16 protein-coding genes are annotated in these 18,708 nt (G+C 72.0%); 7 read left to right on the forward strand and 9 right to left on the reverse strand.

Features of this window, described 5'->3' with window-relative positions:
- Positions 1–97: 97 nt before the first annotated feature.
- Together ACIGCK_RS10775 and ffh are read left to right on the forward strand one after the other, a co-directional pair.
- Entirely contained in the window at positions 98–679 is a 582-nt protein-coding gene (locus ACIGCK_RS10775) for a TetR/AcrR family transcriptional regulator (protein WP_396666018.1), read from the forward strand.
- 128 nt (positions 680–807) lie between these two features.
- Positions 808–2,361 (forward strand): signal recognition particle protein, encoded by a 1,554-nt coding sequence (gene ffh, locus ACIGCK_RS10780; RefSeq protein WP_330171616.1) that lies wholly within the window; start codon positions 808–810, stop codon positions 2,359–2,361.
- Between the two features lie 49 nt (positions 2,362–2,410).
- Here ffh and ACIGCK_RS10785 read toward each other — a convergent pair whose 3' ends face one another.
- Positions 2,411–3,568 carry a glutamate--cysteine ligase gene (locus ACIGCK_RS10785; protein ID WP_396666020.1) on the reverse strand — a complete coding sequence of 386 codons (1,158 nt, stop codon included), beginning with the start codon at positions 3,566–3,568 and terminating at the stop codon, positions 2,411–2,413.
- Between the two features lie 203 nt (positions 3,569–3,771).
- Here ACIGCK_RS10785 and rpsP point away from each other — a divergent pair, with 203 nt between their 5' ends.
- The 5 genes from rpsP to pyk all read left to right on the forward strand — a co-directional run bounded on the left by rpsP (position 3,772) and on the right by pyk (position 7,328).
- A complete protein-coding gene (rpsP, locus tag ACIGCK_RS10790; RefSeq protein ID WP_330171618.1) occupies positions 3,772–4,191 on the forward strand; it encodes a 30S ribosomal protein S16 in 420 nt (139 codons plus the stop codon).
- A gap of 4 nt (positions 4,192–4,195) precedes the next feature.
- Positions 4,196–4,426 carry an RNA-binding protein gene (locus ACIGCK_RS10795; protein ID WP_330171619.1) on the forward strand — a complete coding sequence of 77 codons (231 nt, stop codon included), beginning with the start codon at positions 4,196–4,198 and terminating at the stop codon, positions 4,424–4,426.
- Complete coding sequence (rimM, locus tag ACIGCK_RS10800; protein WP_396666022.1) at positions 4,419–5,090, forward strand: ribosome maturation factor RimM; 672 nt, start codon at positions 4,419–4,421, stop codon at positions 5,088–5,090. The genes ACIGCK_RS10795 and rimM overlap by 8 nt, the downstream gene beginning before the upstream one ends.
- Before the next feature lie 13 nt (positions 5,091–5,103).
- Positions 5,104–5,781, forward strand: a complete 678-nt coding sequence (gene trmD / locus ACIGCK_RS10805; RefSeq protein ID WP_330171987.1) for a tRNA (guanosine(37)-N1)-methyltransferase TrmD — start codon at positions 5,104–5,106, stop codon at positions 5,779–5,781.
- A gap of 125 nt (positions 5,782–5,906) precedes the next feature.
- Positions 5,907–7,328, forward strand: a complete 1,422-nt coding sequence (gene pyk / locus ACIGCK_RS10810; RefSeq protein WP_330171621.1) for a pyruvate kinase — start codon at positions 5,907–5,909, stop codon at positions 7,326–7,328.
- Between the two features lie 20 nt (positions 7,329–7,348).
- Here the strand turns inward: pyk and ACIGCK_RS10815 are convergent, their stop codons facing one another.
- From ACIGCK_RS10815 to nirB, 8 genes are all read right to left on the reverse strand, one after another.
- Positions 7,349–9,517 carry a molybdopterin oxidoreductase family protein gene (locus tag ACIGCK_RS10815; RefSeq protein ID WP_396666023.1) on the reverse strand — a complete coding sequence of 723 codons (2,169 nt, stop codon included), beginning with the start codon at positions 9,515–9,517 and terminating at the stop codon, positions 7,349–7,351.
- A complete protein-coding gene (locus tag ACIGCK_RS10820) occupies positions 9,514–11,079 on the reverse strand; it encodes an FAD-dependent oxidoreductase (protein WP_396666025.1) in 1,566 nt (521 codons plus the stop codon). The genes ACIGCK_RS10815 and ACIGCK_RS10820 overlap by 4 nt, the downstream gene beginning before the upstream one ends.
- Positions 11,080–11,084: 5 nt before the next feature.
- Positions 11,085–12,506 carry an MFS transporter gene (locus ACIGCK_RS10825; protein ID WP_396666027.1) on the reverse strand — a complete coding sequence of 474 codons (1,422 nt, stop codon included), beginning with the start codon at positions 12,504–12,506 and terminating at the stop codon, positions 11,085–11,087.
- Between the two features lie 152 nt (positions 12,507–12,658).
- A complete protein-coding gene (locus tag ACIGCK_RS10830; protein WP_396666029.1) occupies positions 12,659–13,369 on the reverse strand; it encodes a sirohydrochlorin chelatase in 711 nt (236 codons plus the stop codon).
- Complete coding sequence (locus tag ACIGCK_RS10835; protein ID WP_396666030.1) at positions 13,366–14,511, reverse strand: uroporphyrinogen-III synthase; 1,146 nt, start codon at positions 14,509–14,511, stop codon at positions 13,366–13,368. Before ACIGCK_RS10835 ends, ACIGCK_RS10830 begins: the two co-directional genes overlap by 4 nt.
- The gene (cobA, locus tag ACIGCK_RS10840; protein WP_396666032.1) at positions 14,508–15,740 is read right to left on the reverse strand and encodes a uroporphyrinogen-III C-methyltransferase; all 1,233 of its coding nucleotides are present in this window, start codon (positions 15,738–15,740) and stop codon (positions 14,508–14,510) included. The genes ACIGCK_RS10835 and cobA overlap by 4 nt, the downstream gene beginning before the upstream one ends.
- A complete protein-coding gene (nirD, locus tag ACIGCK_RS10845; protein ID WP_396666034.1) occupies positions 15,737–16,126 on the reverse strand; it encodes a nitrite reductase small subunit NirD in 390 nt (129 codons plus the stop codon). Before nirD ends, cobA begins: the two co-directional genes overlap by 4 nt.
- Positions 16,123–18,699 (reverse strand): nitrite reductase large subunit NirB, encoded by a 2,577-nt coding sequence (gene nirB / locus ACIGCK_RS10850; RefSeq protein ID WP_396666036.1) that lies wholly within the window; start codon positions 18,697–18,699, stop codon positions 16,123–16,125. Before nirB ends, nirD begins: the two co-directional genes overlap by 4 nt.
- Positions 18,700–18,708 lie beyond the last annotated feature (9 nt).

The following is an 18,708-nucleotide window of genomic DNA, read 5'->3' on the forward strand; positions in this document are numbered from 1 at the left end:
CGATTGTTTTCTGTACCGCGTCCAACAATACGCCCCGATGGCGCGCGGGGTGCCCGGCCCGGGGACGCGGCGCGGCGCGGCCGGATACGCTGACCGCATGTCGTCGGAGCCACGGAGCGGTCGCCCTCGCGCGTCATCGCGCGAGGTGCTCGCCGAGGCCGCGTGCGAGCTCTTCCTCGAGCAGGGGTACGCCGCGACATCCGTCTCCGACATCACGCGGCGTGCGGGCGTGAGCCGGTCGAGCTTCTTCAACTACTTCCCCTCGAAGGCCGACGTGCTCTGGGGCGGGTTCGACGAGCGCGTCGCGCGCCTGAGCGCGTCGCCGGATGCCGGGGCCGACGCGGATCCGGACGCCGCGGTGCGGCGAGCCCTCGTCGAGACGGTCGACGGGTTCGCGCCCGACAGTCTCGCCCTCGCCCTGGCCAATTCCCGGCAGATGGGGCTCGACGACGAGCTCGAGCGCGAGGCATCCGTGCGCCAGGCGCGCATCGCGCGGCACGTGGCGGGCCGGCTGCGCTCCGCCGGTGCCGGCGAGCTGCGGGCCGCGGTCGCCGGTGCGGCGTACGGGGGAGCGGTGCTGGCCGCCGTCGAGGAGTGGGCCCGGCAGGGCGCGGGACGCGTCTCGCTGCGCGACGTGCTCGTCCGCGCCCTGTCGCTGCTCGGCGTCACGGGCCCGTAGCGCCCCGCGATCGCGCGCGAACGGTCGCGACATGCCGTACACCCGCGGCGGGGGCGGCGTGTCGGGACCGTTCGCGGGCGGGTCCGCCGAAATCGGCGCGGTATCCGCTCGCGTAAACTCGACGCATCATGGCTACCTTCGGCACCCTCTCCGATCGTCTCACCGATACGTTCCGCAACCTTCGCAAGAAGGGGCAGCTCTCGCCCGCCGACGTGGATGCGACGGTGCGGGAGATCCGGCGTGCCCTCCTGGACGCCGACGTGGCCCTGTCCGTCGTGAAGGACTTCGCCGCGACCGTGCGGGAGCGCGCCCTCGGCGACGAGGTCAACCGCGCCCTCAATCCCGCGCAGCAGGTCGTCCAGATCGTCAACGAGGAGCTCGTCGCGATCCTCGGCGGGCAGCAGCGCCGGCTCCAGTTCGCCAAGACCGCCCCTACCGTGATCATGCTCGCGGGCCTGCAGGGCTCGGGCAAGACGACCTTCGCGGGCAAGCTCGCCAAGCAGCTCGAGAAGGAGGGGCACACGCCCCTCCTCGTCGCCGCCGACCTCCAGCGTCCCAACGCCGTGGGCCAGCTCCAGGTCGTCGCCGAGCGCGCCGGCGCCGCCGTCTACGCACCCGAGCCCGGCAACGGCGTCGGCGACCCCGTGCGTGTCGCGCGCGACGGCGTCGAGCACGCCCGCCGCCAGCAGCACGACGTCGTCATCATCGACACGGCGGGTCGCCTCGGCGTCGACGCCGAGCTCATGAAGCAGGCCTCCGACATCCGCCGCGTCACCGACCCGGACGAGGTGCTGTTCGTCATCGACGCGATGATCGGTCAGGATGCCGTCAACACCGCCAAGGCGTTCCAGGAGGGGGTCGACTTCACCGGCGTCGTGCTCTCCAAGCTCGACGGCGACGCCCGCGGTGGCGCGGCGCTCTCCGTCGCCTCCGTCACCGGCCGGCCGATCATCTACGCCTCCACGGGCGAGGGCCTCGACGACCTCGAGGCCTTCCACCCCGATCGCATGGCGAGTCGCATCCTCGACCTCGGTGACATCCTCACCCTCATCGAGCAGGCCCAGCAGGCGTTCGACGAGGACGAGGCGCGCAAGGTCGCCGAGAAGCTCGCGAAGGAGCAGTTCACCCTCGAGGACTTCCTCGAGCAGATGCAGCAGCTGAAGAAGATGGGTTCGATGAAGAAGATGCTCGGCATGCTGCCGGGCATGGGCGCGATGAAGCAGCAGCTGGAGGACTTCGACGAGAGCGAGCTGGGTCGCACCGAGGCGATCATCCGCTCGATGACGCCGGGGGAGCGACGCAACCCCAAGGTCCTGAACGGATCGCGGCGGCTCCGCATCGCGCGCGGGTCGGGTTCGACCGTGACCGACGTCAATCAGCTCGTGACGCGCTTCGACCAGGCGGCGAAGATGATGAAGACGGTCGCGCGTGGCGGGATGCCGCAGATCCCCGGCATGGGCCCGATGCCCGGCGCCCACGGCGGCGGCAAGCGGGGAAAGCAGCAGAAGGCGAAGGGCGGCTCGCGGTCGGGCAACCCCGCCAAGCGCGCCGCGGAGAACGCGGGTGTCGGCGCCAAGGCCCCGACGGGGTCGGGGTTCGGCCTGGGCGCGGGCGGGGCGGGCGCGGGGGCGCCGAGCGAGGCCGATCTGGCGGAGATCCAGAAGCTGTTCGGGAAGGGCTGAGCCCCCGCTTGGGGGCCTCAGCGGGTGCCGCGGCCCCGCCGCAGCATCCTCACCCCATGCCGAGGTGCTGACGCAGCGTGGGGCCCGTGCGGAACTCCCGGATGAGGTGCTGAACGATCTGGCGGAGGTCGCCGCCGGAGGCCTCCGCCACCACGAGCTGGCGCTCGTAGCTCGCCCCCTGTGTGAGGATCGACTCCAGGCCCGCGAACTCGCGCGCGCACTTGAGCTCCTCGGCGATGGGCTGCAGGCGTGCCATCGTCTCCCGCAGATGGTCGGCGACGAGCTCCTGGGTGCCGGCGCGGTCGACGATGACCCGCGCGTCCATGCCGTACCGCGCGGCGCGCCACTTGTTCTCACGGACGAACCACGGCTGGATGGTGGGCAGCTCCCGGCCCGCATCGAGCTCGCGCGAGAAGTGCTCCACCAGCACCTGCGTGAGCGCCGCGACCGCCGCCAGCTCCGGAAGGGTCGACATGCCATCGCACGCCCGCACCTCGACGGTGCCCCAGCGCGGTGCGGGACGGATGTCCCACCGCACCTCCGTGGCATCCTCCATCACACCGGTGCGCACCATGTCGTCGAGGTAGGACTCGTACTGCGCCCACGTGTCCAGCTGCCACGGCAGTCCCGCCGTGGGCAGCTGCTGGAAGACCAGCGCGCGGTTGGACGCGTATCCCGTGCGCTCGCCGGCCCAGTAGGGGCTGGATGCCGAGAGCGCCTGCAGGTGGGGCAGGTACACCGACAGTGCACCGATGATCGGGAGCACTTTGTCGACGTCGTCGACGCCGATGTGGACGTGGATGCCCCAGATCATCATGTTGCGGCCCCACCACTGGGTCCGCTCGATCAGGGTGTTGTAGCGCGTCTTGTCGGTGACCGACTGCTCGAACCACTGCGCGAACGGGTGCGAGCCCGCGCAGAGCATCTCGATCCCGCGCGGGTCGGTGATCTCGCGCACCGCGGCTATCGCGTCGGCGATGTCGTCCACCGCCGCGGCGACAGTGTCGCCGACCCCGCTGGTGAGCTCGATCGTGTTCGTCAGCAGCTCGCCGGTGACGGTGAAGCGCTCGAGGCGGGTCTCCTCCTCGAGGTGTTCGAGCACCTCGGGAGCGCGAGGGACGAGGTCGCCCGAGGTGCCGTCGGCGAGCATGAGCTCCCACTCGATGCCGACGGTCGATCGGGGCGATGCCGCGAACGTCACTGTCATGGCGACAGTCTGGCACGCGGCATCCCGCGTCTCCGCTGCGGCCGGGGGGTTCGCGGGAGACCCGCGGATCTGGCAGAATGGTGGGTCGGGTCCAGCGCTCGACCCTCTATCCAGCGCGGTCCCGACTTATTGAGCTTCCGCCGGGTGTGCACCCCACGCTCCAGGCGATCGGTTCGTTCCCTTCCACACCATTCAGGAGAATCGTGGCTGTCAAGATCCGTCTCAAGCGCCTGGGCAAGATCCGTGCGCCGTATTACCGCATCGTCGTCGCCGACTCGCGCACCAAGCGCGATGGTCGTGTCATCGAGGAGATCGGCAAGTACCACCCCACCGAGGAGCCCTCGCTCATCGAGGTCGACTCCGACCGCGCCCAGTACTGGCTGGGCGTCGGCGCCCAGCCGACCGAGCAGGTGGCTGCGCTGCTGAAGCTCACGGGCGACTGGGGCAAGTTCAAGGGCGACAAGGACGCGGTCTCGACCGTGAAGGTCGCCGAGCCGAAGCAGGCGTTCCAGGCGGATGCCGCCAAGAAGCCCGTGCTGCTGCCCAAGGCCGAGAAGAAGGCCGCTCCCGCCGAGCAGCCCGCCGAGGCCGCGTCCGACGACGCGACCACCGACGCCGAGTAAGACGTTGCTCGCCGCCGCGCTCGAACACCTCGTCAAGGGCATCGTCGATCACCCCGACGATGTCCGCATCGACGCTGTCTCCTCCGCTCGCGGGGAGGTCCTCGAGGTGCGCGTGCACCCCGATGACCGAGGCCGGGTGATCGGGCGCGGCGGACGCAACGCGAAAGCCCTCCGCACGCTCGTCTCCGCGCTCGCCGACGGTCGCCGCGTGCGCGTCGACGTCGCGGATGACTGACGTGCCCGAGGACACCGGGCCCGTCAAGGCCCGTCCCCCGAAGGGGGCGAAGACCCAGCTGCGCGTCGGGCGTCTCGTGAAGGCGCACGGTCTCAAGGGCGCCCTCAAGCTGGAGCTCTACACCGACGACCCCGGGGGACGGTTCACGCCCGGGGCCACTTTCACCCTGCAGGTGCCGGAGTCCTCCCCCTGGCACGGCAAGCCGTTGACGGTCCGGGAGTTCCGCTGGATGAACGGCCACCCGGTCGCCTTCTTCGAGGGCGTCGACGACCGCAACGCCGCGGAGGCGCTCGTCCGCGCGATCCTGTGGATCGACGCGGATGCGACGGCCGAGCCTTCGGAGCCCGACGCCTGGTACGACCATCAGCTGACGGGACTCGACGTCGTGCGCGACGGGGTGAGCGTCGGTCGGGTCATCCGCGTCGAGCATCTGCCCGCGCAGGACCTGCTGATCGTCAAGGCCGGTGAGCGCGAGATCATGGTGCCCTTCGTCGGCGCCATCGTGCCGGAGGTCGACGTCGACGCGGGACGTGTCGTGGTCACGCCGCCCGCCGGTCTCTTCGAGGACCTGGACGACGAACCGGACGAGGACGCGCCGCACGAGGACGCGCCGGGCGAGGCGTCGGCGGATGACGGCGCCGGCGACGACGCCCGCGAGAGCTGACGGGGCCGGCGTCGTGCGCATCGACATCGTCACGATCTTCCCGGCGTTCTTCGATGTGCTGGACCTGTCGCTCATCGGGAAGGCGCGGGCGCGCGGCATCCTGGATCTGAGGGTCCATGACCTCCGCTCCCACACCCACGACCGCCATCGCACCGTCGACGACACCCCGTACGGGGGCGGGGCGGGCATGGTGATGAAGCCCGAGCCGTGGGGTGAGGCGCTCGATGGCATCCTCGGCGAGGACGCCGTGCTGATCGTGCCCTCCCCCGCCGGGGAGCTGTTCACGCAGGCGACCGCTCGCGAGCTCGCGTCCGAGCAGCATGTCGTCTTCGCCTGCGGACGCTACGAGGGCATCGACCAGCGCGTGATCGACCACTACGCGGCGCGCGGCCGGGTGCGGCTCATGAGCCTCGGAGACTACGTCCTCAACGGGGGAGAGGTCGCCGCGATGGCGATGATCGAGGCCGTCACGCGGCTCGTGCCCGGCGTCGTCGGCAATCCCTCGAGCCTCGTCGAGGAATCGCACGAGGACGGCCTGCTGGAGTACCCGATCTACACGAAGCCGCCCGTCTGGCGGGATCGATCGGTCCCCGAGATCCTGCTCGGCGGAAACCACGGCGCGATCGCCCAGTGGCGACGCGAACAGAGCATCGAACGCACGCGTCAGTACCGTCCCGATCTGCTGAGCTGACCGCTCCGGGCGTCACCCGGCGCTCGGCGGGGCCGCGGATCGTTACGGGCCGTACATGCGCGCGGGGCGCGAACGGTGGAGAATCGCGGGAACGCCCGTGGACCATCTCTGCAGAGGAACCTCTCATGCGCCGCGCCAAGATCGTCGCCACCCTCGGACCCGCATCGCAGGACGAGGACACCATCGAAGCCCTCGTGCGCGCGGGCATGGACGTCGCCCGGCTCAACCTCAGCCACGGCGATCGCGAGGTCCATGAGAGCGTCTACCAGCGGGTCAGGCGCGCCGCAGACCTGACGGGTCGCGCCGTCGGTGTGCTGGTCGACCTGCAGGGCCCCAAGATCCGGCTCGGACGATTCGCAGACGGCCCCCACGACCTCGAGCCCGGCGACCTGTTCACGATCACCACCGAGGACGTGCGGGGGACGAAGGACTACTGCGGCACGACCTTCGCGCCGCTCGTCCGGGACGCCGCTCCGGGCGACACGCTGCTCATCGACGACGGGCGCGTGCGGCTGCGCGCGATCGAGAGCGACGGCGTGCGCCTGCTGACGGAGGTCGTCGTGGGAGGCACCGTCTCCGACAACAAGGGGATCAACTTGCCGGGGGTGGACGTGCGGGTCCCCGCCCTCACGGAGAAGGACGAGTCCGACCTGCGGTGGGCGCTCGCGCTGGGGGCGGACATGATCGCTCTGTCGTTCGTCCGCTCTCCCAAGGACGCGCTGCGTGTGCTGCGGATCATGGCCGAGGAGGGCCGGCGTGTGCCCGTCATCGCGAAGATCGAGAAGCCGGAGGCCGTCGAGGCGATGCACGCCATCGTCGATGCGTTCGACGGCGTCATGGTCGCGCGCGGCGACCTCGGCGTGGAACTGCCGCTCGAGCAGGTTCCCATCGTCCAGAAACGCGCGGTGCAGGAGGCGCGCCGCTGGGCGAAGCCGGTGATCGTCGCGACGCAGATGCTGGAGTCGATGATCGAGAACCCGGTTCCGACGCGGGCCGAGACCTCCGACGTCGCGAACGCCGTGCTCGACGGGGCCGACGCGCTGATGCTGTCGGGGGAGACGGGTGTCGGAGCGCACCCCGTCACGGTCGTGTCGACGATGGCGAGGATCATCGAGTCGACGGAGCGCCACGGGTTGGAACGGATCCCCCCTCTCGGGACGAGTCCGCGCACGCAGGGCGGCGCCATGACCCTCGCCGCGACGGAGATCGCGGACTTCGTCGGGGCCCGATTCCTGTGCGTCTTCAGCCAGTCGGGGGATTCCGCCCGTCGGATGGCGCGGCTGCGGCATCCCACGCCCATCCTCGCCTTCACCGACATGCCCGGGACGCGATGCCGCCTCGCGCTCACGTGGGGCGTGGAGACCTTCCTCGTTCCGCGCGTGGGGACCACGGACGAGCTCATACGTCTCGTCGACGAGGTGGTGCTCGGATCGGGCCGCGCGTCGGCAGGGGAGGTCGTGGTGATGACCGCGGGGGCTCCTCCCGGCGTCCCCGGCACGACCAACAACGTCCGCGTGCACCGCCTCGGCGACGTGGGCGGCGCGTGACACGCGGACCGGCCCTGCGCCTAGGCCTGTCCGGGGCCTCGCGCGGGCGAGCGGGTCGGAGACCGAATGGGCTCGATGCGCACGATCGCCGTCTTGAACTCCGGCATCGCCGAGATCGGGTCGACCGCGTCGCTCGTGAGCAGGTTCGCGCTTTCGGCATCCGCGAAGTGGAACGGAAGGAAGATCGTGTCGGGGCGGATGTCGGGGCTCATCCCCACCACGGCATCCACCGTCCCCCGCGTGTTGGACACCCTCACGAGGCCGCCGTCGGTGAGCCCCCGATCGGCCGCGGTGACGGGGTGCAGCTGTGCCACGACGCGCGGACGGGCGTCGTTCAGCTCGGCCACCCGTCGGGTCTGGGCCCCGCTCTGGTAGTGCTCGAGGAGCCGGCCGGTGATGAGGGTGAGCTCGTCTCCCGCCGCCGTCCGCCGGTGCGCTGCGCGCCTCACGGCCACGAGACGGGCACGACCGTCCGGGTGCGCGAAGCCGTCGTCGAAGAGGCGCTGCGTGCCCGTGCTCCCCGCCGGGAAAGGCCAGAAGGCGGCGTCTCCGCGCTCGCTCATCTCGTCGAGCAGGACGTGACTGAGGCCGGAGTAGTCGGCGAGTCCGCCCGCCGACGCGCGGGCGAGTTCGTCGAAGACCTCGGCCGGATCGAGGCTCCATGTGCCGGGCGCATCCAGGCGCCGCGCGAGCTCCGCCATGATCCACAGCTCGCTGCGTGCGCCCTCCGGCGCGGTCAGTGCCCGCCGACGGCGGAGCACGCGCCCCTCCAGGTTGGTCATCGTGCCCTCCTCCTCGGCCCACTGGAGCACGGGCAGGACGAGGTCGGCGAGTCGCGCGGTCTCGCTCAGGACGAAGTCGCAGACGACGAGGAGGTCGAGGCGGGCGAGGGCGGCCCGGGCCGCCCCGGCGTTCGGCGCCGAGACGACGACGTTCGACCCGTGCACGAGCAGCGCCTTGACGCCCGCGTCGGTGCCTGCGCTCTGCAGCAGCTGGACGGCGGGCACGCCCGGTCCGGGGATCGCGTCGGCATCCACGCCCCATACGCTCGCCACGTGCGTGCGCGCCTCCGGGTCGGTGATCTTGCGGTACCCGGGCAGTTGATCGGCCTTCTGCCCGTGCTCGCGTCCGCCCTGTCCGTTGCCCTGGCCCGTCAGGGTCCCGTACCCGCTGCCCGGTTTGCCGGGCAGACCGAGCAGCAGGGCGAGGTTGATCGCGGCCGTCGCCGTATCGGTGCCGTCGGCGTGCTGTTCCACGCCGCGTCCCGTGAGGATGTAGGTCGAGCGCCCCTCGGCCAGCCGGCGAGCCAGGGCGCGCAGTGTGGGCGCGGGCACGCCCGTGGCCTGCTGCACGCGCTCGGGCCACCACGACGCCACCGATGCGCGCAGCGTGGACAGCCCTGTCGTGCGGGCGGCGACGTATTCGGAGTCGTAGAGGCGCTCGGCGAGGACGATATGGCAGAGGCCCAGCAGCAGCGGCAGATCGCTGCCCGGCACCGGCTGGACGTGCAGGCCGCCGCCGTCCTCGGTCAGGCGAGCGGTGCTGCTGCGGCGCGGGTCGACGACGAGCAACCCGCCGGCGGCGCGCGCTCCCTGCAGGTGCGAGACGAACGGCGGCATGGTGTCGCCGACGTTCGAGCCCAGCAGCATCACGGTGTCGGCCGTGTCGAGGTCGGTCAGCGGAAAGGGCAGGCCCCTGTCGATGCCGAAGGCCCGGGTGGATGCCGCCGCAGCCGACGACATGCAGAAGCGCCCGTTGTAGTCGATGCGCGAGGTCCGCAGGGCGATGCGGGCGAACTTGCCCAGCTGGTACGCCTTCTCGTTCGTGAGGCCGCCGCCCCCGAAGACACCGACCGCGTCGGGACCGTGCTCGGACCGCAGCTCCTGCAGTCGTGCCGCGAGGGTGTCGAGGGCGGTCTCCCAGGAGGTCTCCCGCAGCTCGCCGTCCTCTCCGCGCACGAGAGGCGTCGTGAGGCGATCGGGGATCGCGAGCAGTTCCGCCGAGGTCCAGCCCTTCTTGCAGAGCCCGCCGCGGTTGGTGGGGAAATCCCGGCCCGTCACGCGCACGGGCACGCGGTCGCCCGGCGCGGGATCCAGGGTCATGGCGCACTGCAGCGCGCAGTAGGGGCAGTGCGTGGCGGTTCCGGTCGAGGGCCCGTCGCCACCGCCGGCGGCGTCCGGCGCGCTCATGCGGGTGCCGCCTCGAGGGTGCCGGAAGCGGTCAGCATCTCGGCGATGCGGGAGCGGCAGCCTCCGCATCCGGTGCCCGCGCGGGTGCAGCGTCCGATCTCGGGGACGCTGGCGCAGCCGTCGGCGATGGCGTCCTCGATGGCGCCGGCCGTGACGGCGTTGCAGACGCACACGGTCGCCTCGCGCCCGGTCGCCCGCGGCGCGAGGTCCTCGACGGCGTCCAGACGCAGCAGAAGCGAACGGTCGGAGGGGAGCTCTCCTCGCCGCGTGTACAGCACACCCAGCTCGGCGGCCGTGCGCGGCATCCCGACGCTGACGAAGCCGGTCAGCACGCCGTCGCGCGTCACCATCTTCGTGTACGTGCCGTGCTCGGGATCGGCCCAGAGCGCGACGCCCGGCGCCTGCTCGCCGCGGGGGACCGGAGCGAACGGGTCGGCGCTGACATCGCCCGCCGACACGAGATCGACGCCCTCGGCCTTCAGGAGCACGACCCCCGGCGTGTCGTCGACGAAGGGCTCGACGTCGGAGCCCTCGCACTCCGCGATCAGGGCCCGCGCGAGCCATTCCGCTTGGCGCCAGCCCGGGCCGATGAGCCCCGCGGGTCCGCCGGGGACCACCTGGTCGTGCAGATGCGCGTCGGCGTCGCCGATGTGCGCGCAGTCCCCGATCGCGAGGATGTCCGGATCGGTCCATGAGCGCAGTCGGTCATCGACGAGGACGCCGCCGCCCACCCGCAGCCCCGCTTCGCCGGCGAGCTCGGCGCGGGCGGTGACACCGCACGAGAGCACCAGAAGATCGCCCTGGATGCGTTTGCCGTCGGCGCTGACGAGAGCCTCGAATCGGCGGATGCCCCGCTCGTCCGGGCGCGCCACGATCGCCTCGGCGCGGGTGTGCGGGACGACGTGCACGCCCGCGCGCTCGAGGGCGGCTCCCAGGACGGCGGCCGCCCCGCGATCGAGCTGTCGCGGCATGGGCGTGGGGCCGAAGTGGGCCACCGTCGGGCGGGCGCCCGCGTGGGCGAGCAGGAGGGCCAGTTCGATTCCCAGCACCCCCGCCCCGAGAACGACGACCCGGCCGCCCTCGGCGACCACTGTGCGCACGCGCTCGGCGTCTTCGGCGGTGCGCAGGACGCACACGCCCTCGGTGAGGGTGTCGTCCAGCCCGTCGGAGGCGCCCACGATCCGCTCGAGACCGTCGAGCACGGGGACGTTGGCGCGAGCTCCCGTCGCCAGCACGAGGCGGTCGTAGACGAGACGATCGCCCGTGGAGAGGTGCACGAGGTGCGCCTCGCGGTCGATCCCGGTCGCCCGGACACCGCGCAGCACGGTGGCGCCGGCATCCGTCAGCGTGGTCGACCCGAGGAGGGTGAGGTCGTCGCGGGCGACCTCACCGGCCGCATACTCCGCCACGAGCACGCGGTTGTACGGGTCGTCCCGCTCCGCCCCGACGACGGTCAGGGCGATCCGGCCGGCGGCGATGGCCGGAAGCATCTCCTCGGCGAATCGCGCACCGACGGGGCCGAAGCCGGCGAGGACGACGCGGAGCGGGACGGGGGTGCTCATGCGGCTCAGATCCTCTGTCCGGCGAGCGAGCGGCGCGGGATCACATAGGCGAACACCGTGATCAGCAGCAGCGCGACATACGCCCCGACGAAGCCGTAGAAGGCGGCCGAGTACGCGCCCGTCGCCAGCTGCGAGGCGTTCAGGATCTGCGGGATAACGAACCCGCCGTAGGCCCCGATGGCCGAGATCAGCCCGAGCGCGGCGGCCGCCTTGCGCTGCATGCCCATGCTGCCCGACGCGGCGCCGCGAGCCAGCCCGCGGGCGGCGAACACGTTGGGGATCATGCGGTACGTCGACCCGTTGCCCACGCCGGTGGCGGCGAAGAGCACGAGGAAGCAGCCGAGGAAGAGCGGGAAGCTGCGCATCGGGAGCGTCCACACCAGGGCGAGGGCGCCGAGGGCCATGACGGCGAAGGCAGCGACCGTGATCCGGGCTCCGCCGAACCGGTCGGCCAGCTTCCCGCCGTAGGGGCGCGCGAGCGATCCGACGAGCGCACCCAGGAAGGCGAGGGAGATCGCCGCCTGCCCGACCTGGAACGTGGAGAACTCGGGGAACTGATCGGCGATGAGCTTGGGGAAGACGCTCGCGAAGCCGATGAACGAGCCGAAGGTGCCGATGTAGAGCAGCGACATCAGCCAGAGGTGCGGCTCGCGAAGCGCTGCGGCGGAGCCCGCGACGTCCGCCTTGGCATTGGACAGGTTGTCCATGTAACGCCACGCGCCCCAGATCGCGAGGAGGATGAGGGGGATCCACATCCATCCCGCGAGCGAGATGTTCAGCGTCGCACCCGCACCGATGGTGACGGCGATCGGCACCGCGAACTGCGCCACCGACGTGCCGAGGTTGCCGCCCGCGGCGTTCAGGCCCAGGGCCCAGCCCTTCTCCTTCTGCGGGAAGAAGTAGGTGATGTTGGCCATGGAGCTGGCGAAGTTGCCGCCGCCGAACCCCGCGAGAGCCGCGACGAGCAGGAGCACGCCGAACGGGGTGTCGGGGTTGCCGACGACGAACCCCAGCAGGGTCGCGGGGATCAGCAGGAGTGCGGCCGAGACGATCGTCCAGTTGCGCCCGCCGAACCGGGCGACCATGAAGGTGTACGGGAAGCGCATCGTGGCGCCCACGAGGCTCGGCAGCGAGATGAGCCAGAACGACTGGGAGCTGGTGAGATCGAAGCCCGCGGCGGGCAGCATGACGACGACGATGCTCCACAGCTGCCAGACGATGAAGCCGAGGAACTCGGCGAAGATCGACCAACCGAGGTTGCGCCGGGCGATGCCGCGACCCTCGCCCCGCCAGAACTCGGCGTTCTCGGGGTCGTAGCCGTCGACCCATCGTCCGGGGCGGCGGGTGAGGTGGACGGCGGCGCTCCCGGCGGGAGCTTGGGTTCCGGCATCGCTGCCGACGGACGAGGGCTGCACGGTCGTTGACATCGGATCTCCTCGGATAGGCGTGATCCGACGCTACGGACGCCGTGTTTCGTGCCGACTGTCGCGGGGGTTACCGCTGCGTCACTTCTGTGTCACGCGGCGGCGGACGCGAAGGTTAGGGCGCGGTCATCTGCCGGAAACATTGCCCTCCGAGATCACTTCGCGAGCGCGGCCGCGCCGTGCAGCTGCCCGGCCGCGGCCCGGAAGCGCTCCACGATGAGCGCCGCGATGCGCACGTCCGGGGCAAGCGGAGCGGTCACGGCGTCGGCTCCCGCCCGGCCGATGACGTCGGCGAAGTACCCGGGCGCGAGGACGTAGCTGGCCGCGATCACGCGCTCGGCGCCCGCCGCCCGTGCGCTCTCGACCGCCGCGTCGATGCGAGGGTGGGCTCCTGCGGCGAACCCGACGGTGATCGGGGCGAAGACGCACTGCGAGAGGCGGTCGGCCATCGCCTGCACGTCGATCGCGGCGGAGGGATCGCTCGACCCCGCCGCCGCCAGGACGATCGCGTCTCCGCCCTGCAGATCGGCGTCGGCGAGGCGCGATTCGAGGACGAGCGCCAGGAGGTCGTGAGGTCCGAGCGCCGGCGCGGCGATGGCCCGGCCCGGGTGCGCGGCGACGGCTCGCGCGATGTCGACGCGGGTGTGGTAGCCGGTAGAGAGCAGCACGGGGACGACCACCGCGGGGCCCTCGGCGACGGCGCGATCGACGACCTCGTCGATGGCCGGTTCCTGGACGTCGACGAACGCCTCCTCGATGCGCACGCCCGGCACCAGGGTGCGCACCTGGTCGAGGAGGGTGCTGATGGCCTGACGGCCTTCGTGCGATCGCGTGCCGTGGGAGCACGCGATGAGGGTGGGTGTCATGGATGTCCCTCGGGCTCGACGACGTTGAGGCGGTAGCCGCGCTTGACCACGGTCTTGATGAGATCGGGGGAGGCGAGCGCTTCGCGCAGCCGCGCGACCGCCATCTCGACCGCGTGCGTGTTGTGACCGGAGCGCGGCAGCGCGCCCTGCAGGGTCGCACGCGAGACGACGCCGCCCCCGGCGGCGAAAAGGGAGGCGAGTACGTCGATTCCGGTACGCGAGAGGGGGATGTGCCGGCCGTCGAAGACGGCGCCCGAACTGCGAAGCTCCAGCCGGCCCGCGATGGTCTCGAGCCCGGCGGCATGACCGCCGCCGAAGTGCGTCACGACTCCCCGCACGAGGGATCCGAGCCGTCCGCGCTCGGCGATGAGGGGGGACAGCCCGGCGTCGACCAGCGGACCCGCCGTGATCGGGCCGACGGCCGCCATCAGCACCCTCCCGGCGGCCCACATCCCGCGGATGTCGTCGAGCATGCCTTCGCGCCGCGCCGCGCTGATCCATTCCTCGGCGCCGGGCGCGGAGGTGAACAGGACGGCATCCACGTCGCCCGTGCCCGTCGCGACGACCGATCGGCGCACCGCCTCGGGGTCGGGCGGGGGACCCCACCGGTACACCGTGAGGCTGACGACATCCGCGCCGTGTCCGGTGAAGAGCTCGTCCAGACCGTCTGCGCCGGAGCCGTGGTGCTGCACGGCGACGCGGCGTCCCGAGACGCCCTCCGCGAGCAGGAACTCGCCGAGCTCGGTGGAGGTCTCGGACTCGGCCACCCAGTCCGCGGTCAGGCCCGCCTGCTGTATCGCCCCACGTGCCTTCGGACCCCGCGCGACGATCTGAGCACCCTCCAGGGCGCGGTGGAGCTGATCGTGCAGTCCCGCCTCGTCGGCGGCTTCCATCCAACCGCGGAACCCCACCCCCGTCGTGGCGACCACGATCTCCGGCGGCGAGGCGATGAGCTCGCGGGTGCGAGAGATGAGCGCCTCGTCGTCGATGTGCGGCACGATCGTCAGCGCCGGCGCGTGTCGCACCTGGGCGCCGTGCCGCTCGAGCGCGGCCGCCAGTTCGCCCGAGCGCCGGTCGACGGCGATCACGATCGTGCAGCCCTCGAGGGCGGCCGACAGTGCGGGGCGGGCAGCGGATGTCACCGGCCGGAGCCCTCTGCCAACGACGGGTCGGGCATCAGGAGGCCGGCGCGTGCGACCTCCCCGACGACGATCACGGCGGGGTTCTGCACGCCGGCCGCGGCCGCGTCGGCGACGACACGTCCGAGCGTCGTTCGCGTCGTGCGCTGGTGAGGGGTGTGGCCGTTCTCGACCACGGCGATGGGGCGGTCTGCGGGAACTCCCGCCTGCTCGGCCGCGCGAACCAGGCGGGGGAGGGCGGCCACGCCCATCAGCACGACGGTGGTCACCGTCTCGTCGGCGAGGGCGGCGAGTGTACTCTCGCTCGTCTCGGCCTGCCCGTTGACGATGTGCACGCCGGCGGCGGTGCCGCGGTGAGTGACGGGGATTCCCGCCGCCTGCGGCACCGAGACGACGCTGGTGAGACCGGGCACGACCTCGACGGGGATGCCGGCGGCCAGGCACGCGGCGACCTCTTCGCCGCCGCGGCCGTAGACGAACGGGTCGCCCCCCTTCAGGCGCACGACGCGCTTTCCCGCGCGCGCGTGCGCGACCAGGAGGGCGTTGATCTCGTGCTGGGGCACGGGGTGGTGATTCGGACGCTTGCCGACGTCGATCACCTCGACATCGGGATCGAGCTCGCTCAGGACGTCGGTGGGTCCGAGGCGATCGGCGACGACGACGTCGGCCTCGGCGAGGAGGCGACGCCCTCGCAGGGTCATGAGGTCGGTCGGGCCGGGCCCGCCGCCCACGAGGTCCACACGCCCCGCGGCTCCCGCGCGACGCCGTCGCAGAGGCAGCCGACCCTCCCTGAGCAGGGCCCCGATCGTGTCGCGCAGGCGCGCGGCGCGGCGCGGATCGACGCCCGCGTCGGAGACGACCCCGACCACGACGTCGCCCGAGCGCGCCTCGGCGGCCAGGCGCGCGGTGCCGTGCGCGCCGTCCGACGCGTTCACGCACAGGATGCGGCGTTCTTCGCAGGCCGCGGCGATGAGTGCGTCGACGCGGGGGACCCCCGTAGCGGTGTGGACGAGCCAGGCGCCGTCGACATCGGTGGTGCGGGCCGGGCGCGGCAGCCACTCGAGGGAATGGGCGTCCACGAGGTCCTGGACCTCGGCGCTCAGCAGCGGCGCCACGATGCGGACGCGCGCGCCGTCGTCGAGCAGGCGCTGCAGCCGCCGCGCGGTGACCGTGCCCCCGCCGACCATGAGCACGTCGCGGCCCGCGAGCGAGATGCCGAGCATCGTCGTCATGTCAGCTCCTCCGATCGGACGTAGACGTCTCCGTCTTGCACCGCGACGGGCCAGACGGCCAGCGTGCGGGGCTCCTTCCCCTGCGTGTCGAGACAGGAACCCGTGCGTAGGTCGAACACCTGCTTGTACATCGGCGAGGCGACGGTGGGGGCATCCTGCCGCGTCCCGACGATACCCCGGGAGATGACGTGCGCACCGCTGTAGGGGTCATAGTTCGACACAGCGTGCACCCGGCGCTCGTGCGTGAGGAAGAGGGCGATCTGCGTGCCGCCGACGAGGGCGGCGCGCCCGCGCTCGGGTTCGAGATCGGTGAGCGTGCACACGCGCACCCACGGCGAGCGCGGGATCGCGGCGTCGGACTCCGGCCTCGCGTCGGCGATGGTCATCGGCGCACCTCCAGGGTGGTTCCGGCGATGAGGACCCGTCCGTCCTCCCGTTCCGCCGCGGTCGCGGGACGCGGCTGCCCCCGCTCGGCCGTGTACGCGAGCGACGGGTCGGGCGTCGCGGGCGCGTTGACGAAGGAGGCGAAGCGGCGCAGCTTCTCGGGGTCCGCCAGCGTCGACTTCCACTCGTCCTCGTAGTTGGCGACGTGGGCGGCCATCGCGGCGTCGAGGTCCGCGCAGATGCCGAGGCTGTCGTCGAAGATGACGGCCCGCACCTCGTCGATGCCGCCCTCCAGGTCCTCGAACCACGGCGCGGTGCGCTGCAGGCGGTCGGCCGTGAAGATGTAGTACATCAGGAACCGGTCGATGGCCCTCAGGAGAGCGTCGTCGTCGAGCCCTTCCGCCAACAGCACCGCGTGGCGCGGCGTGAAGCCGCCGTTGCCGCCGACGTACATGTTCCAGCCCGCCTCGGTGGCGATGACTCCGACGTCCTTGCCGCGCGCCTCGGCGCATTCGCGCGCGCAGCCCGAGACGCCGAGCTTGATCTTGTGAGGAGAGCGCAGGCCCCGGTAGCGCAGTTCGAGCTGCACCGCCATTCCCACCGCGTCCTGAACGCCGTACCGGCACCAGGTCGATCCCACGCACGACTTCACCGTGCGCAGCGACTTGCCGTACGCGTGCCCGGATTCGAAGCCGGCGTCGACGAGGCGCTTCCAGATCTCGGGCAGCTGCTCGAGCCGCGCGCCGAACATGTCGATGCGCTGCCCGCCCGTGATCTTCGTGTACAGGCCGAAGTCCTTGGCCACCTGCCCGATCACGAGCAGTCCCTCGGGCGTGATCTCGCCCCCCGCGATGCGCGGGACGACTGAATAGCTGCCGTCCTTCTGCAGGTTCGCCATCACGTGGTCGTTGGTGTCCTGCAGCGTCGCGTTCTCGCCCTCGAGCACGTGACCGCCGACGAGGGTCGAGAGGATGCTCGCGAGGGCGGGCTTGCAGATGTCGCAGCCGCGTCCCGTGCCGAAGCGCTCGATGACCGCGCTGAAGGTGCGAAGACCCGAGACACGCACGGCGTCGAAGAGCTGACGGCGCGAGAGGTCGAAATGCTCGCAGAGCGCGCTGCTGAGGCTCGCGCCGGATTTCGCGAGCTCGGTGCCGACGAGCTTCTTGATCATGGTGACGCACGACCCGCACGCCGCGCCCGCCTTCGTGCAGGACTTCACGGCGGCGACGTCGGAGCAGCCCTCCTCGTGCACGGCGCCGCGGATGGCGCCGGCGGTGACCGAGTTGCACGAGCAGACGAGGGCCGAGTCCGGGAGGTCTCCCGCGGGCGCGGCGACCCCTCCCTCCGGCATGAGGTAGGCGGCGGGGTCGCCACCGAGAGCCCCGCCGACGAGCGGCCGGAGCGAACCGTAGGCCGAGGCGTCACCGACGAGGATGCCGCCGAGCAGCGTCTTGGCGTCGTCCGAGAGGACGAGCTTCTTGTACACCCCCGCGACGGGGTCGGCGTAGACGACGTCGAGCGCGCCGGGGGTCGTGGCGAACGCGTCGCCGAAGCTGGCCACGTCGACCCCGCTGAGCTTCAGCTTGGTGGAGAGGTCGTATCCCGGGAACGAGGCGTCGCCACCCCGCAGGCGGGTCGCGGCGACCTCGGCCATCGCGTACCCGGGGGCGACGAGCCCCACGCACTGCCCGTCGAAGTTGGCGACCTCGCCGATCGCGAGGATGCGGTCGTCGCTCGTGCGGCATTCGGCGTCGATGAGCACGCCGCCGCGCTCGTGCACGGCGAGGCCGGCGGCGCGGGCAAGCTCGTCGCGCGGGCGCACGCCCACCGTGAAGACCACGACATCCGTGCGCTCCCACGTGCCGTCGCGGAACTCCAGCCCCGTCACCCGGCCGTCGCGACCCGGATCGACGCGGGTCGTGATCGCGCCGGTCTTGACCCGGATGCCGCGCGCCTCGATCAGCCGCGCGAGCGCGGCGCCCGCCGGCTGGTCGAGCTGGGCCGACATCAGCCGATCGGAGGACTGCACCACCGTGCTCTCGACACCCAGGCCCTGCAGGGCCCCCGCCGCCTCGAGGCCGAGCAGGCCGCCGCCGATGACGGTGCCGGTGAGCGGTCGGCCGAGCTCGGCCCGCCGGGCCTCGACGAAGCCGCGCAGCGCCTCGACGTCGTCGAGCGTGCGATAGACGAAGCATCCGTCGAGCCCGAAGCCGTCGACGGCGAGGCGGGCCGCGTACGAGCCCGTCGCCAGCACCAGGCGGTCGTAAGCGATGCGCTCGCCCGACGCGGTCGTGACCTCGCGCTCCTCGCGGTTGATCGCGGTGACCGCCGTGCCGCGCACGAAGCTCACGCGTTCGTCGTCGAGCACGGTGCGGTCGAGGGTCAGGTCCTCGGCGCTCGCTCCGGCGAAATAGCCGGTCAGCCCGACCCTGTCGTAGGGATGCCGGGCCTCGTCCCCGATGACCGTGACGCGCCACGGGCGGTCGCCGCGCGAGAGCAGGCTCTCCACGAAGCGGTGTGCCACCATGCCCGCTCCCACCACCACGATGTGCGGGCTGTCATCGGGGTGGGGCATGCCCTCACG

This window comes from Microbacterium sp. NPDC078428, assembly GCF_044542535.1.
Taxonomy (GTDB): domain Bacteria; phylum Actinomycetota; class Actinomycetes; order Actinomycetales; family Microbacteriaceae; genus Microbacterium; species Microbacterium limosum.